Annotated in this window: 14 protein-coding genes; 6 read left to right on the top strand and 8 right to left on the bottom strand. The window is 46.4% G+C overall.

Translation table 11 applies throughout. From position 1 onward, the window contains the following. Positions 1-150: 150 nt before the first annotated feature. The 5 genes from recJ to LTAR_RS03580 all read right to left on the bottom strand — a co-directional run bounded on the left by recJ (position 151) and on the right by LTAR_RS03580 (position 8,570). Complete coding sequence (gene recJ / locus LTAR_RS03600; RefSeq protein WP_062420805.1) at positions 151-2,523, bottom strand: single-stranded-DNA-specific exonuclease RecJ; 2,373 nt, start codon at positions 2,521-2,523, stop codon at positions 151-153. A 5-nt stretch (positions 2,524-2,528) separates the two neighbouring features. Next, on the bottom strand, positions 2,529-3,353 hold the full coding sequence (locus LTAR_RS03595) for a PD-(D/E)XK nuclease family protein (RefSeq protein ID WP_062420804.1): 825 nt from the start codon (positions 3,351-3,353) through the stop codon (positions 2,529-2,531). Beyond that, on the bottom strand, positions 3,350-5,569 hold the full coding sequence (locus LTAR_RS03590; protein ID WP_081419779.1) for an ATP-dependent helicase: 2,220 nt from the start codon (positions 5,567-5,569) through the stop codon (positions 3,350-3,352). The genes LTAR_RS03595 and LTAR_RS03590 overlap by 4 nt, the downstream gene beginning before the upstream one ends. Further along, complete coding sequence (locus LTAR_RS03585; RefSeq protein WP_062420802.1) at positions 5,559-7,664, bottom strand: PD-(D/E)XK nuclease family protein; 2,106 nt, start codon at positions 7,662-7,664, stop codon at positions 5,559-5,561. Before LTAR_RS03585 ends, LTAR_RS03590 begins: the two co-directional genes overlap by 11 nt. 90 nt (positions 7,665-7,754) lie before the next feature. Further along, complete coding sequence (locus LTAR_RS03580; RefSeq protein ID WP_062420801.1) at positions 7,755-8,570, bottom strand: hypothetical protein; 816 nt, start codon at positions 8,568-8,570, stop codon at positions 7,755-7,757. 49 nt (positions 8,571-8,619) lie between these two features. Here LTAR_RS03580 and LTAR_RS03575 point away from each other — a divergent pair, with 49 nt between their 5' ends. Genes LTAR_RS03575 through ppgK form a run of 5 tightly spaced genes read left to right on the top strand, consistent with a single transcriptional unit; the run spans position 8,620 to position 13,071 of the window. After that, a complete protein-coding gene (locus tag LTAR_RS03575) occupies positions 8,620-9,210 on the top strand; it encodes a pseudouridine synthase (RefSeq protein ID WP_062420800.1) in 591 nt (196 codons plus the stop codon). Beyond that, a complete protein-coding gene (locus LTAR_RS03570; RefSeq protein ID WP_062420799.1) occupies positions 9,207-10,715 on the top strand; it encodes a baseplate J/gp47 family protein in 1,509 nt (502 codons plus the stop codon). The genes LTAR_RS03575 and LTAR_RS03570 overlap by 4 nt, the downstream gene beginning before the upstream one ends. After that, the gene (gene ruvX, locus LTAR_RS03565) at positions 10,712-11,134 is read left to right on the top strand and encodes a Holliday junction resolvase RuvX (protein WP_062420798.1); all 423 of its coding nucleotides are present in this window, start codon (positions 10,712-10,714) and stop codon (positions 11,132-11,134) included. The genes LTAR_RS03570 and ruvX overlap by 4 nt, the downstream gene beginning before the upstream one ends. After that, positions 11,127-12,275, top strand: a complete 1,149-nt coding sequence (mltG, locus tag LTAR_RS03560; RefSeq protein ID WP_062420797.1) for an endolytic transglycosylase MltG — start codon at positions 11,127-11,129, stop codon at positions 12,273-12,275. The genes ruvX and mltG overlap by 8 nt, the downstream gene beginning before the upstream one ends. Positions 12,276-12,291: 16 nt before the next feature. Then, complete coding sequence (ppgK, locus tag LTAR_RS03555; RefSeq protein WP_062420796.1) at positions 12,292-13,071, top strand: polyphosphate--glucose phosphotransferase; 780 nt, start codon at positions 12,292-12,294, stop codon at positions 13,069-13,071. A 7-nt stretch (positions 13,072-13,078) separates the two neighbouring features. On the opposite strand, the gene LTAR_RS03550 is transcribed toward ppgK, so the two are convergent. The 3 genes from LTAR_RS03550 to LTAR_RS03540 form a co-directional block, all read right to left on the bottom strand. Beyond that, positions 13,079-14,521 (bottom strand): aspartate ammonia-lyase, encoded by a 1,443-nt coding sequence (locus LTAR_RS03550; protein ID WP_062420807.1) that lies wholly within the window; start codon positions 14,519-14,521, stop codon positions 13,079-13,081. Between the two features lie 121 nt (positions 14,522-14,642). Then, positions 14,643-15,053 carry a 4Fe-4S dicluster domain-containing protein gene (locus LTAR_RS16805; RefSeq protein ID WP_081419778.1) on the bottom strand — a complete coding sequence of 137 codons (411 nt, stop codon included), beginning with the start codon at positions 15,051-15,053 and terminating at the stop codon, positions 14,643-14,645. Between the two features lie 21 nt (positions 15,054-15,074). Continuing rightward, on the bottom strand, positions 15,075-15,680 hold the full coding sequence (locus LTAR_RS03540) for a superoxide dismutase (protein ID WP_062420795.1): 606 nt from the start codon (positions 15,678-15,680) through the stop codon (positions 15,075-15,077). Positions 15,681-15,779: 99 nt separating this feature from the next. On the opposite strand from LTAR_RS03540, the gene LTAR_RS03535 reads away from it, so the two are divergent. After that, positions 15,780-16,730 (top strand): DMT family transporter, encoded by a 951-nt coding sequence (locus LTAR_RS03535; protein WP_081419777.1) that lies wholly within the window; start codon positions 15,780-15,782, stop codon positions 16,728-16,730.

Below are 16,730 nucleotides of genomic sequence, written 5' to 3'. Positions count from 1 at the left end.
ATCTGATCCCCTTCCAGATCAAAGCCAACCTCACCAATTTGTATGTTCAGCTAAATCCAGTTACTCTTCGTAAGTCCATAGATCAGAAGGTTCACCAATTATGTACTTTATCTCGGTAACATCAATTATGAGGCAACGATTACCCTTTGGTTACATTTTCCCGTGAGGCATTACGATCTGTCTGCGGGTTGGCTTGCCATGCAAGGATTGTAACAATTCAGTGAATTCATCTTTTGAAAGAGCATATATATGTTTCTGAAAGGATGTTATTTCACGTAATTCATATTCAAGACGTAGTTCTGCTTCTCTTTTTTTGACAGTATCTTCCGCACGATTTTCACGGGTGAATTGAAGCAGATCATTTTCAAAAGATTGTATCTGGATATTCCCCGATGCTTCCCAACGGGTGAGTGCGGTCATAACGCTTTCCTCACGACTGTTGGAGGCTTCTGCCAATTCTTTTAAATTAGCCAGACCATTTCGAGCTGATACAGCATATCGAATCAAGCCAGCTATTGTCTGAAGATAAGACGAGTTGGTTTTATTACCTGGTTTCTCCATGGCCAGCATCACCTTACGAGGCTGACTTTTCTGAATTATGTCTTCAATATCTTTTTGGCTGGTGGGAAGAGACGCCAGAATAAGAGTATCTACTGGATGAAGATGGTACCGACCGACAGTTTCTTCGCGATCAGGTATACGAGGCTCATAAAAAATCACATACTCAGAAGAACCACAGGTTTGAAGAGCGGCTTCCAGGGGATTGGGAGATGACCGAAAGTCAAAGACTGTGATATTCTTTCCCGAAACGTCCACCAGCGGTGATTCTTCTAATTCATGTGACTCCAGCCAGACGGCCTGAAGAGTTACTTCCCCTTTATAAATATTTTCATTTAAAGAGTAGGCAAAATCAAACCAACCCTCAGGTATTTCATCTTCATCTGCATTCCACCAGACAACCGGAATGGTTTGACCGGTTTCATCTTCGATTATGAGTTTGAAATGCTCACGGTTTACCCCAAGAGGTTTCGATGAGACAATATGCACCCGGTGCGAACAAAAAGCCAGAGGTGGATTTTCTTTACCGAAAGGTGCGAGTTGTTTTACCGTAGAATAAAACTCATGGGTGATTTGGCATAAAGATAATTCGGCATCAATCTCTAACACAGGTCGAACTGATACATCAAACCCTTGTAACAGGACCGATTGGTACAGGCGATGTTTAAATTCAGACAGGTTTTCTTTTTTTAATGATAGGCCGGCTGCCATTGGGTGACCACCAAATCCGGCAAGGAGATCACCGGCAGAAGCTATTGCTTCTGTTATGTTGATCCCTTCTATTGAACGGGCTGATCCACGCATAAGGCCATCTGTTGATTCATTTAAAAGAATTGCAGGTCTGTTAAATTTCCCGGAAATTTGCCCGGCTGCCAACCCGAGGACACCCCCTGGCCAGGAAGAATGGGAAAGTATGATCACGGGTGCATCCGACAATTCTTTTTGCCTATCAAGTTGTTCAACTGCGGCATGAAATACCTGGTCGCACAACCACTTCCGGTTGGCGTTCATACCTTCAAGCCGGTCAGCCAATGCTTTTCGTTCATCCGATGATCCCTGATCCATTAAAAAAGGCACCAATGGGTTGGCATCTTCCAGCCGGCCGGCAGCATTCAATCGTGGTGCCAGGAAATAACCAATTAACTGTTCATCCATCGTCGGGTTCTTCAGTTTGGCCGTTTCGATCAATGCGCGTATACACTGACGAGGATTTTCGCCAAGCCTTTTCAACCCGAGTTGGGCAATCAAACGAGAATCCTGTTTTAAAGGAGCCAGGTCAGCGATTAATCCAATAGCGGCCAGATCGATACTCTCAAAGGCAATCTCTTCTTTTCCTGAGCCTCGGCAAATGGCCAGCATTAATTCAAAGGCCACTCCGCTGCCGGATAATGAGCTCAGTGGATGATCTTCAGGCATACGGCGCGGGTTGACACAGGCCAGTGCTGGCGGCAGTACATCTGGCAGGGTATGATGGTCGGTGATAATTACGTCTACCCCATTATCTGCAGCATACTGTACGGCTTCGGCCTCAGAGATACCCGTATCACAGGTTATCAGCAATCGGATTCCCTGCTTCAGAAAGTTTTGCAGAGAAGAAACATTGATACCGTGAGATTCTTTCCCCCGGATGGGGAGGTAAAAAACCACATCGGCCCCGAGCTTTTGCAGGCTCTCAACCAGAACTGCTGTGGCCGTCTGCCCGTCAACATCGAAATCACCCCAGATGCCGATTTTTTCATGTTTATTAAGGGCATAACTAACACGGTCGACAGCCGTTGACATATCTGTCAGTAGTAGAGGATCTGTAAGATTATTGCGATCTGGTTTCAGATAGCGGGCTGCCTGTTCAGGTGAGGTTATTCCTCGCTGCATTAAATAACAGGCAATAGCCGTATTCTGCCCGACATACTCCAACAGTTCTGCCGGTGGAACGATTGACGGACGAATCTTCCAGATGCTTTCCATATGGGTTAAAAAGGAATCTCCTGAATATCATCGAAGTTTATTTCGGGGGATGCCTCTTCTTCGGCTTCGTTATCCTCATCTCCCAAATTTCCTGCTTTGATTCCCCGTTCACACAAAGAACGATACCGGCAGAACTGGCATTTGCGTGGATCGATTGTTAACGGGTATATTTCGCGATCCATTGTTGAAATTTCGTGAACCAATCGGGATAATGTCTGCCGGGTTTCTTTAAGCCAGTTTTGATCAAATGTAAGAAGCACAGGGGTATCGGGGTACACCGGATACCAGTAGATCATTGTGACTTGAGATGGATCAAAAGGCTGGTTGTTATTTAACGATGTTCCGGTTGAAATGACCAGAAATGGATACACCTGAGACTGAATTCGTTTGATAAGAAAGGACGGTTTAGGCAGATTCTGGGTGGTTTTCCAATCCACGATCACAGCCCGTTTCCCCGGTTCGACTGCCAGCAGGTCGATCTTTGCAGCCAGACGATAATTTTCGAACGGCATAGAAATATCCATTTCAGACCGGGTTGTCTCTGGAAGGTCTTTGGGTGGATTCTGCAAAAATGCATTCCACCAGGCTTTCAGGTTTTCATCACCCTGGAAGCGAGAAATCTCTTCATCTGAAATTCCAATATAATGCTGGTGAACCATTTGATGAAATTTCAATCCCAATCGGATAAGACGGTCGTTTTCTTCGATTGGTTCACTGACAGGTGCCGGCCAGACTGTTTTTTCGAGATATTTCAATTGAAACCGCCGTGGACAATCGACAAAGTCTTGAAGGTTATTCTGTGAAAAGATGAAGTCGGCTGGTAAAGTCATTTGAAACCTCGATTCACAAAATTCGCCAGTTCAGCGACCGGGAGAGCAATTATCTGATCACCCTGCCGGCCATTATTCCAGGTGATGGCCAGCTCTTTTTTTGCCCGGGTAATACCTACAAATAACAACCGCAGGCGTTCTGCACAGTATTTCCTGCGGGCTTCTAAAGTGGCGCTGCCCGGCGGAGAAAAGAAAGCCAGGGGATCACCATCTGCAAATCGTTGCAGGAACGCAACCGCTTCTGCGGGTAAATTGATTTGATCACGGATATACCATTTTTCGGATGTGTACCGGTCATTACTTTGTAGTGATGGAAAGTCATAATTATTGGCTGAAAGAAGATATACCCGATCCCATTCCAACCCTTTGGCTTTGTGAATGGTGGTTACCAGCACCCGGCCTTTATATTTTTCGGGATCAAATCCGAGGTCTTCATCGCTGAAACCAGATATCTTGGATTGATTTTTCGCAATACTATCAAGTTCAACAGAAAACTCACTTAATCCCCAATTGGGATTGTTCTTTGAGGCGCGTTCAAGGACAGCCGCCACTTTTTGCGCCAGAGCCAGATCAGCCGGTTCTGTAAAAACATCCTGTGAAATGGTCAATATGAGCTGGTCGATGGGTAAGAGCGTTGCCTGCATCCATCGTTCCATCCGTGTTTGAAACTGAGCCAGTATCACCAGTATTTCATCTGAAGAGGCAGTCTTCTGGATATGGGAGCGCCAATCTTGTACAGGAGTAGGCGAAAGGTACATCTCCAGAGGGTCCAACCTCAGGATCAATTGTGATAACATCGCCATACGGGCTTCGTCCAGTTCTTCTTCTTTTATTTGAAACCTGTAATACAGGTTAAACACATCTGCCAGAAATCGATTGGTTGGTCTGTAGAAAAATTTTAAACATTTTGACAGGAAGTCGGCGGTTTTACGCGTTGAACGGCTGACCCGAAGTAATTCCACTGGTTGGATGCCCATAGTGCGAAGTTTGTCAGCCACTGTTCCGCCGCGTTCATTGCTGGTGACCAGAATAGCGGCGGTTTCATCCTTGTGATCTGCCAGCCAGTTCTTTACGTTATTGCAAACCCGGTTAATTTCCTCTTCTGAATCGGCTTTGCGGGTATCGATGACGACATTATTGGGAGAGTCAGCTGGATTGGGTTTGGGGTCATTGGGATCGGTAGGCTGAATTAATGGCCTTACCAGGGCATTGCGCAATTCTTCTGCCGGGTGGTCTTTTTGCACCCACTCGATGAGATGGTTGGCCAGAGCAATGATCCGTCGTGCAGATCGGCCGGAATTTGGCAACTCCTTTGAGATAACATCCGGCTCATTTAAAAAGTTAATGAGAAATTTTGGATCGGCCGTCGTGAAGGTTTCATAAATTGCCTGGTTTGGGTCACCCACGCGAACCCAGTTGCCGCTCTTTGATGATAAACGTCGCAGAATCATTTCCTGCAACCGGCTGCTATCCTGAGCTTCATCTTCCAGAATATACGGCCAACGATATTGCAGCCGGGCCAGATATTCCGGATCAGTTTCTAAACAGCGCAAAGAAAGACGGATCAGATCGTCGAAATCAACGGCGCCGCGCATATGCAAGGCAAGCTGGTAGTCTGAATAGATACTGGCTGCCATCTTCAACAACAATGAATCACTTCGTTCCATCTGGTCGTTGATGGTTTGTGGTGTAAGTCCGAGGTCTTTAGCCTGGCTGATGAAATTTCCGGCTATGGAAACCAGCAGATAGGGCAAATCTTTTGACACCCTGTAAGGATCGACTCCTTCTATTATCCATTGTTGTTCAAAATCACTGTGGCCACGCCGCCAGGCCTCAATTTTGTCCAACAGGATGTGGTTGGCTTCCGTTTCATCCAGAATCCGAAAATCTGCGGGCAAACCGGCCAATTCTGGTCGTTCCCTGACAATATCATTGGAAAGTCCGTGCAGTGTCCTTACCCTGTAACCAAAATTTCGCGGTAAACCAAGAGCCTGCGTATATTTGCTGATTTCTTTGGAGAAATTGCCTACAGCACTATTGACCAGGGTGACGATCAGTATTTCCTGGTTATCTTGAAGAACGTTTTTCTGGATCAGGTTGGCGGCCAGATACGATAGCGTGAATGTTTTTCCGCTTCCTGGAACCGCGGAAACACCCATCTTCCCTCCGGAATAGGTGAGCACTTCTTCCTGTGCGCGTCGTAGTTTAGGCATCATAGAGAGTCAAACCTCCCGGGTTGTACCGGAGAAAACGGTTGATGGCCTGCAAGAGTGGTCCTCGAGGTTCATTACCCTGTTCATCCACCTGGATCAGGAAGATGTGCAGGCTGTCTGTACAGCGGTTTAGCAGTCCGCCTGTGTGGGAGACAAGTGAATTCTGATTATGGTTCAGTTCCTCCGCATCAGTCCACCTGGCATCCGGCGGCCAATTCAGGCTAAGTACAACAGGGTGGGTCAATGGTTGATTTAATCTTTCCCACCATCCGGTGTTGCCGGGGTCAAGCCATATCTGATAGGGGCAAGGTTGGTTACGCATGAGAAAAGTAAATGCCGGAGAAAGCAACACAGCATCTTTCCTTTCGTCTAACCAGGATGGTAAAAACTGTGCCCCGGTAATGCCATTCTCCAACAATTGAAGGAATTCCGCCCCCGAATTTTCCTGCGGAAGAACAGGTCTGATAACCGAATCGAACTCTCTGGCAGATTGAATTAATCGTTCGGTTGCATCTGCCATATCATACGACTGGTGAAATCCAAATCCCTTTTGCGAAAGCAATTCTCCAAAACATCGGGTAAAAAAAGCCGGTAAATCCTGCATCGTATTGTCATGTGATGCTGCCAACCATGCCCGAATAATTTCATATTTTTCGCCAACCTGGTATGTGATGCGTTCAGCCATTTCAGGTTTCAATTGAGAGAATGGATTAAGGACATCACCTTCGGTTTTATGGGAGAGTAATGTATTTGCCAAAAAATCGGCACGAATCAAATCAAGACCTTCAATGGCCGTCATCAATGCATTCCGCCATTCAAGTGATTTGATTTTTAGCTTCCATTGCGGGTGGGCTAATTTGGCCATAGCAAACAGGCATCGCACGGCCGGTTCATTACGCAATTCGCGCCCCGGGCGGTGGGTGGTCAGCTTGATGTTCTTCTCTTCCAAACGGGTCTGCAAAGAGAAACGCAGAGAATCAGAAACAAAGGGAGAGAGAACGGCAATATCACCCGGATTTGTTCCAGCCCTGGTCAGGTTTTCGATGCAATTGACTACGGAATCCAGCATTTGGGGGAAAAAGCGGCAGTAATGTAAATTTACATTCTCGACCCGCAATGGTTTCGCTGATGGCGGCACAGGTTCCATACGAATATGCACTGCCAATTGGTGACGAAAATCAACCAACGAAGGAGGCACATTAATAGGTTCAGTCAATCGGATGGTTTTTTCTGTCATGTCGGCGAGTGTAGCGGCTGAAAGTGGATCTGCCCCCAGGAATGACCGGTAACCCCCATTCTCGTCAAGGATCAATAGAGTTCCCCGTAATCTGGGGATCCATTCGCGAACTATGGTATGTGCGATGGGGTAATCCTCTTCTACATTGTCATAGATCAGATACTGATAATTTTCCTTTAGATATTTTTGAAAAATATCATTTTGCCAGAGATGATGGTAAAACACATCCAGTTGAAGAGAAAAATCCAACAGAGAATGTTCAAGACAATAATCTCGAAAGAGGTAAGCACATTCCTGTGCCTGATCAAAATAACGGGTATCCGCCTGACTGCCAATCCATGCAGAGCGAAGCCGGGGGGCGATCTCATTTATTGGAAAGCCAACTACTGCTGTTTTATTCAGGTTATCCAGAATCTGACTGTATAAACGCAGCGGTTCAATCGAAATCCCGTCGAAGTAGCCTTTTTCGCGCAAGGGATCTACAATCAGGCTGAGGAAATACTGGGTTGATTCCACGGTGAGGAATTGCGGTTCCATCTCCGGGTTTCTAAACCCAGCAGTTTCACGCAAGAGAGGCCAGAAAAGTTCGTCCATACGACGGGCTAAACCGCCAATTGTCAGAATGGATGGACGGGTGCCCGCAGGGAGATTTGGATTGGAAAGTGCCTGCATATACGGACGGGCAAGCGGTCTCTGGGGAACGAGCACAAGAATCGATTCAGATGGAATACCCTTTGAAATCATCTGTTCGAGATGGGCAATGGCAGCTGTGGATTTTCCGGTACCGGCCTCACCCCGAACGAAGATTTTCTTATCGAATGGTAAGTCTCTAAGCAGAATTTGCTGCGATGTCAGTTCCATTCGTTAAATGGTGCTCCATGCTTCTTAAGATTTGAATACATCCCGCCTTTCGGTGAATAAACCGTGAAGCTATATGATTGTCTCGACGATTTACTGGTTCCAGAAGGCAATTTCGTCCATATTTACCGTGAATTTGGGTGTGTTGACTGAAACGATGAAAGCACCGAACAGTCCGGCATCCATGAAGGTTGAATCTTTTGTTTCCTGAAGTTTCTTCCCATTGGCATAGAAGGCAAAGCGGTCATTCTGGGCAAGAATACCGATGCGATTTACCTGATTGGGACCTGAATTAATTGCCGGATTGCCTGTTGGTGAAATCAAGAATCCTTTTTGTGAATAGATGCGCAGGGAGAATTTTCCATCGCAGGTGATTCCAAGGAAATAACCATCTTTATAATCGGGTGACCGGAAAACCAGCCCGTACTGGTCAGCACCGGAACAGGTTTGCGTTTTGAATGTGGCTTCCAGATAGAAATTGTGCGGTTTGGGATAAGACATGCTCCAGCCTGTCCAACCGTTGGCGTTTTTAGCCGTGAGAGACAGAGCGCCATTTTCATAGAGGAACCGGGTTTGATCATCTTCGTACTGGTAGAAATTTTGATTGGGTTTATCAAACGTTTCCTTCCAGGTCGGTTCACCCAGACGAGTACGTGGGTCATCCGGCGAGAGGGTGGGCGTCAACGTGATGGTTGGTTCCAACGTTTCTGTTTCAGTGGGGGTGATGATTTCCGTGGCAGCCAGGGCTGTCTGGTCAATGGTTTGTGTTGGCAGGACGATGGGTGAGGCAGTCAATTGTTCGCTTACCTGAGTTGAGATGGCTTGCTTGTGTTCAGGGTTCATAGCTCCGATAAAATTACAGGCTATTAGCAGGCAGAGAGTGGCTGCCAGAATTAGTGTCTTTTTCATTCGAGGATTTTCCTATTTGTTTTTATAATTATAGTGTCACTGGTGACCCTTGGAAAAATCAAAAAGAAATCTCTATCTTATTCTCAATAAGCCATACGGAGTATTATCCAATTTTACTGACTCTGATGGCCGCCCGACGTTGAAATCTTATGTCCCTGTTCCGGGAGTATATGCCGCAGGACGCTTGGATTTTGACAGCGAAGGTGCTCTTATTCTAACAAATGATGGAGATTTGATTAGCAAGATTACACAGCCTGTACATCATATCCCAAAAACGTACTGGGTAATGGTTCTGGGAGAGATAACTGATAAAGCACTGGTAGATTTAAGCAATGGCGTTATTATTGAAGGTGTAAAAACAAGGCGGTGTTCGGTTATGGAAATACCGGATCCTGGCCTTGTCGAACGGGATATTGCGGGGACTCGAAAGGGAGCTGTCTGCTGGCTTCAGATTATCTTACGAGAAGGCCGGAAACGACAGGTCCGCCGGATGACAGCGGCTGTTGGATTACCCACTCTTCGGTTATTTCGGGCTGCTATCGGGAATGTGACGGTGGAAGGACTTGATCCGGGAGAGTGGCGTTACCTTACGGCGGAAGAAGTAGAAAGTTTGCGCCGGGGGAGCTGGCGTCATCGATGAAAACTCTGGTCATTCAACTTGACAGCTCTGAAGATACCGGTTCCATTCGAGATAAAGTCTCCTGGGGAAAAGCCAGCCGGGTACTTCTGGTCTGGCCGGTAAATTATTCATTATTTGATCGGAAGGTGGATCTCGTAACAATCAAACGGATATGTTCATCTCAGGGATCACGATTGGGTATCGTATGTGATGACCCTGTGGTATGTGCCGAAGCCGACGATCTACAAATTCCCGTGTTTGATTCTGTCAACCGTGCCATGCGTAAAGGATGGGATAGACGCAAGCATAGACGTATTCCTGTTTTACGAGACGAAGACCTGTCTGAAAAGCCAACGGTTGAAGAATTGCGGACTCATCCAGTCCTGCAAAAAGAAGACCACCCTATTTCAGCGTTGATGCGACGGGTTTTATTTACAGTTGGAATTATTGCCGTCCTGGCACTTATCCTTTACCTGGTGCCTTCAGCAACCGTGCGTCTCTATCCTGTTTCTCAGAATGAAGAATTGACGGTAGAATTCCAGGTTGACAGCCGTGAAGGCGGGGCAGAAAACCCCGGGATTCTTCATGGTTCTGTTGTGAATGTGACTATTGAAGGCAAAGCCAGCAAGGCGGTGACAGGCACCTCATCGGTGCCGGATAAAAAGGCAAAAGGAACAGTCTCCTTTACCAATCAAACCAATAAAGAAGTGATCATTCCTGCCAGGACTCTGGTGACCAATAACACCAATCCGCCAGTGCGTTACTATGTATTGAAAGATATACGTATTCCTCCCGATGAAACCGTATCTGGAATCGAAATTGAAGCGGTATACGGCGGAGAATCTGGGAACTCACCGGCCAATGCGATTACCCGGATTGATGGTGAGGTTGGCTTACAGGTACAGCTGACCAATCCAGAACCGGTTTCCGGTGGTACAGATAAAACCATTCCAGCGCCATCAAATGAAGATGCCATTGCCTTGCGGGCTGATTTACAGCAAAAACTTGCAATTGAGGCTCAAAAACAACTATCCGCCGGGTTGAAATCAGATGAGATCCTGTTACCGGTTTCTATAAAAGCAGGTGAATTGATTTCTGAAGAGATGACTCCAACCATCGGGCAGGCAGGAACAACAGCCACAATGCGCCAGAAAGTGGAATTTTCTGCCCTGGTTATCCATCATTCTTCCTTGACAGCACATGCAGAGGAGCTGTTGGCTGCCAACCGATTGCTCCCCGGGTGGATGATTTCCAATCGTGAAATGGTTGAAGTGCAGATTGTGGATCAGACATTTGATCATGTGTCAAACACTGTAAAAATGAGAACACAGATAAAAGGGCAGATGATCCCAAAAGTGAACACAGATTCCATTCGCCACAATATTGTTGGATTGAGCCGGCGCAGTGCATTATCTGCCATTTCTCTGCAAATGCTCTCAAAACAGCCTCCAGAAATTGAGACATGGCCAGTCTGGCTGCCTCTCTTACCCTGGCTTGAAACCAGAATAAATGTGGTTGTGCCATGAAGACCTACCTGTGCCTTGATCTGGGTGAGAAACACATTGGACTGGCTTCGGGTTCTGCCGAAGTTCGTCTTGCACAACCACTGGAAGTCATTGAACACACATCAAGAAAAGCGGATATTGAAAAAATTCTCAAAGCCTTACATAGAATTCAGGCCAGCCATGTAGTCATTGGTATTAGTTACCAGGAAGATGGCATACCGAATTCGATGGGAAGACATGCCCTGAGTTTTGGCACTGCCCTACAGGAGGCATGTGGTCTGCCTGTGGAATACTGTGATGAGGCACTTTCGACCAGAGATGCAAGGTTGATAACTCTTGAATCACGAAAATCCAAGAAAGATCGGCGCGGTCATCAAGATGCTCTCGCTGCTGCAGTGATCCTTCAATCTTTTTTTGATAACATGACAATACATGACTGAACCGACCGGAAAACCTACTCGACATACTGTCTTACGAATCACCGTGATTTTCTTTTTAATTTGTATTGCCACTTTGATATTTATTGGTGGACAGTTAATCCGCCAGCAGGTGCGTGAACTGGTTGGCAACCCGGATCCTGGATTGCGATCTTCACAACTTGTTTTCCTTGAAACAACCTTCTTTATAAAACAATCAAAAATTTCCCACAGAGGTGACATCGGACAACCTCGAGATTTCATCATCAGTGATGGCGAACCTTTAGATGATGTAATTAATGATCTGGTAAGCCAGGGATTAGTGACTGATCGGGCGTTATTTCGAAGTATGTTGATCTACACAGGGGCAGACAGGCGTATTCTGCCAGGGAAATACCTCATATCAGGCGGGAGCAGCCTGCGAGAGGTCTTATTTATCCTTCAAGATGCCAGTTCCAGTCTGGTAGATTTTGTGATATTACCCGGATGGCGAAAAGAAGAAATTGCCGAAGCCTTACCCACATCAGGTTTGAATATCTCGATAGAAGAATTTCTGGCAAAGGTAAACCAGCCAATAAATGATCCTGATCTGGTTGGAAGTGAAACACTTTCACTGGAAGGATTTCTTACGCCGGGAAATTATTCCTTTCGGCGTGATGTGACTATAGATGACCTTATTGCTGCCTTTGTCAATCGATTCAAACAGACGGTTACAGCAGAGATGCAGGAAGCATACACCAGCCGGGGATTGACGATCTACCAGGCGGTCATTCTTGCTTCCATAATTCAGCGAGAAGCCATGATCGATGAGGAAAAACCCCTGATAGCATCTGTCTTTTTAAACCGGCTGCAAACCGGTATGCCACTCCAAAGTGATCCCACCGTTCAATATTCTCTTGGGTATTCACCGGAGTGGGGATGGTGGAAAAGCCCTCTAAGTTTGCAAGACCTGGAAATCGATTCGCCCTATAATACATATAAGATTAATGGATTACCACCTGCACCCATATCCAATCCGGATTCTTCGTCATTGCAGGCAGTGGCATTCCCGGAGGATTCTACATACCTTTATTTCCGCGCCGAATGTGATAATTCTGGCAAGCATGTATTTTCCGAAACAATGGAAGAACATACTATGAACGGATGCTCAAAATCTGGTTCATAAATTCTCTGGAGGCAAAATGGAAGTACTGGGACTTGATATTGGTGGTTCTGGAATTAAGGGAGCAATGGTTGATGTGGCAACCGGTCTGCTCACGGCTGACAGGTTTCGATTGCCTACACCGGAAGAAGCCAGACCTAAAGATGTAGCAAACGTGGTCAACCAGGTAGTCAAACATTTTTCATACCAGGGAGTTTTAGGCGCAGGATTCCCTGCAGTGGTTCATCATGGCGTTGCCTATTCAGCCGCCAATATTGATAAAAGCTGGATAGGTACGGATGTAAGTGCTTTATTGACCGGAGAAACGGGATGTAAATCGTATGTTTTAAATGATGCCGATGCAGCAGGTCTGGCGGAGATGGAATTTGGGGCAGGAAAAGCCTATAAAAAAGGGGTGGTCGCCATGCTGACCATAGGAACGGGGATTGGATCAGCTCTATTTATAGACGGAAAGTTGTTCCCCAATACAGAATTTGGCCATATCGAAATTCGGGGGAAGGATGCAGAGCGCAGGGCATCTGATGCCACCCGGGAACGCAAGAAATGGACCTGGGAAGAATGGGCCATGCGGTTCCAGGAAGTCCTCAGCACGTACGAGAGGCTGTTTTCGCCGGATGTATTTATCATCGGCGGAGGAGCCAGTAAGAGTTTTGACCAGTATGTACGGTTTTTGCGTATCCGCGCCGAGATCATTCCAGCCAAGTTGCTAAACCAGGCGGGACTGGTAGGAGCAGCCGTGTATGCATACAGGAGCAATTCCCTGCTGAAATCAGCCCGAGGAACCAAGAAACCGGAATAAACTGATTTTACGACGCCATTAAACCGCCCCTGGTCATTGCATCAACTGACTGGAGGGCGGTTTTTATTTCTTCCAGAGTAACCGGAGTTCCATCCAGGCGGGATAATTGCCCATTCTTGATTTGCTGTTCAGCTACTGCCAGAATGGATACATCCTGTCGGCGGGCTTCCTGGGCCAGTTTTGCACCTGCCTGATAGCCAATAATGGGATTAAGCGCTGTTACAAGAATGGTATTGCGTTCCAACCAGAACCGGCAGCGTTCCGGGTTGGCTGATATACCATCAACACAACGGTTGGTGAAGGCGTTAATGCCGGATGTCATGATCTTCATCATTTCAAACAGGTTGTAGGCGATTGAAGGCATCATGACATTTAATTCAAGCTGACCGGCTCCGGATGCCAGGGCAACGGCTGTATCCATAGCGCAAACCTGAATCATGACCATATTCAACATTTCTGCCATCACCGGGTTGACTTTTCCCGGCATGATGCTTGAACCTGGTTGGACGGCCGGAAGGTGGATTTCATCCAGGCCGCTCGCTGGGCCGGATGAAAGCAGGCGGAGGTCATTGGCGATTTTCGTAAATGTAACAGCGCAGGTGCGCAGAGCCCCGCTGAAAGCTGTGAAATCTGCCATTGATTGCATGGATTCAAACAGGTTTTCGGAGAGTTCCAATGAAAATCCGGTGATGTTTGCCATCTCTGAAACCATACGGGAGGCGAAATCGGGGTGGGCATTTAAACCTGTGCCAGCGGCTGTTCCACCTATACCCAGGCGACCGAGATCTTCAGATGCCTCCAATATTCGATTACGATCACGTTGTATGGCAGAGGCATACGCACTGAATTCCTGTCCCAGTCGGACGGGCACAGCATCTTGCAGGTGTGTGCGCCCAGATTTAATCACATTGTCAAATTCGACAGATTTTCTTGTAAAGGCATTGGCAGCCGAAAGGAGTGCCTCATCCAGGTCATTTAAACGCCATAGACAGCCCAGTCGGATGGCTGTGGGGATAACGTCATTCGTTGATTGAGCCATGTTCACATGGTCATTCGGATGAACTTTACCCTGTATCTGGTTTTCCTCCAGAATCTGATTGGCGCGGGATGCCGTCACTTCGTTAATATTCATATGATGGCTGGTACCAGCACCAGCCTGGAAGGGATCAACGACAAAATGTTTATCCCATTTACCTTCCATAATTTCTTTTGATGCATCTTGAATGGCTTCCGCAATAGGCGGAAGGAGCAATCCGAGAGAGAGGTTTACCCGGGCAGCTGCCAGTTTGATCACCGCTATGGACCAGATGAATGCCCTGTCAGGAAGATATCCGCTGATGGGAAAATTTTCTACAGCCCTTTGAGTTTGAGCTCCGTAGAGCATGTCTGCCGGGACATTAATCTCTCCGAGGGAATCTTTTTCGATTCGATATTTTTTTTCTTCCGTCATCATGACCCATCCCTTCCAGAAGAGAATTTGTTTACATTCTACACCGAACCAATCCGGTTAATAATAAAAGAGGCGAACCCATTTTTTGAGTTCGCCTCTTTGTTGATCAATACTGATTCGCTTATCCTGCCGCTTTGTAACCTGGTCCGTCTTTAAAGAAACTGGCATTGGCTTCAATTGCTGGAGTCAAATCCACCACCTCGCCAGCCGTCAGTTTTCGTGTACTCTCCAGGTGAACCGGATCACCGTCATGATTCTTTCCGTTGAATACTTCGGAAAACCCCGGAGTACCTTTGGGCATGGAAAGATATTCACCTCCCTTAGCCGTATAGGCTGATGGGACTTCATCTTCTGTGAAAATGGCATTCCACGGGCATTCTGCCACGCAGGCATCACAATCAATACAGGTTTCCGGATCAATATAGAAGGTGGGATATTTATCTGTCGGCTTGCCGGGAACTATGCATTCAACCGGGCAGACTGTGGCACATCCACCATCGCGCAAACAAAGACTCGTGATTACGTGTGGCATGCATCCTCCATTATCTGAAAATCAGGATTTGAGATACCGTTTTTCTACTACATCCCAGTCTACCACATTCCAAAAAGCAGAAAGATAATCAGCCCGGCGATTCTGGTAGTTCAGATAATAGGCATGCTCCCAGACATCTACTGTGAAAAGAGGTTTTAGACCTTCAGCCAGAGGTGTATCCTGGTTGGGGGTAGATGTGATCACTAAAGATCCATCCTTCTTAACACTCAACCAGGCAAATCCACTGCCAAATCGAGCCAGACCGGCTTTTTCCATTTCCTGTTTGAAGGTATCGAAACTTCCAAACGATTTATTAATAGCTTCTGCCAGTTTACCTTTTGGTGCTCCGCCTTTTGGTCCCATCCCTTCAAAATAGAAATTATGATTGAAAACTCCACCGCCATTATTCCGTATAGCCAGACGGATATCTTCCGGTACTTTCTCAAGATCAGAGAGCAGGGATTCCAGGCTCTTCTCAAATAATTCTGGATGTTTTTCGACAGCCGAATTTAAATTTTTGAGGTAGGTGGCATGGTGCTTGGTATAATGGATTTCCATGGTTTTCGTGTCAATATGAGGTTCAAGAGCATTGAATTCATACGTTAACTTTACCTGTTCGAATGGCATAATAATCCTCCTGAGGATGCCTCGCGATAATGTAATTTTTTTCTTCTCCTAATTAGAGAAAAATAATCTTAATTAGAATTCTAGTCAGCAGGAATCTCTTTGTCAAGCAACGGTATACAACAAAAACCTCTACCTGATTCAATCTGGTACAAATCACCTGCCCTAATCCTGACAATTGGCATTCTGGCAGTTTCTTCGGCTTCCCTGTTCATCCGCTATGCCCAACAAGAGATGCCTTCTCTTGTGATTGCTGCTCTGCGCCTGGGGCTGGCTTCCATGTTGATGACTCCCTGGGTGGTTCGAAAACATGCGAAAGAAATTGGGAAAATTGGCAGGAAGGAATGGGGACTAATTCTTGCGGCTGGTTTCTTACTGGCTCTCCATTTTTCATCATGGATTACATCACTGGAATACACCAGCGTTTCAAGTTCTGTAGTTCTGGTGACAACAACGCCAATCTGGGTGGCACTTTTCTCGCCGTTTATCCTTAAGGAAAAATCAAGCCGGATGACTGTAATCGGGTTATTTGTTGCTATAGCCGGCGGCTTGATCGTGAGTCTGGCCAATGAATGCAGCGTTACTGTCAGTGGTCTTTCATGCACGATCCAAAATGTTTCGGGCAACCCCAATGCATTATGGGGGAATTTTTTAGCCCTGATGGGAGCTGTTTGTGCCGGGTTTTATCTAATCATCGGAAGAATATTGAGAAAGACGATTGATCTTTCAGTCTATGTCTATTGTATTTTTGCCTGTGCTGCCCTGTTTCTTGTATTGTTTGTTTTCCTTACGGGAAATAGTTTTTTCCCATATTCTGTGTCCGCCTATTTATTTTGCCTGGCCTTGGCGATATTTCCACAAATTGTCGGTCACACAAGCTTAAATTGGGCTCTGGCCTATTTACCGGTTGGATTGGTAGCCATTGTTTTGCTGGGTGAGCCGGTAGGTTCAACCATTCTTGCCGCCATATTCCTAAAAGAAATTCCCACCGTCTGGGAATTGATCGGTGGGATCATCATTTTGTTCGGGATTTTTCTGGCTTCACGGAAATAA

This window comes from Leptolinea tardivitalis (genome assembly GCF_001050275.1).
GTDB classification, from domain to species: Bacteria; Chloroflexota; Anaerolineae; order Anaerolineales; family Anaerolineaceae; genus Leptolinea; species Leptolinea tardivitalis.
This window is presented reverse-complemented; position numbering and strand designations above follow the sequence as displayed.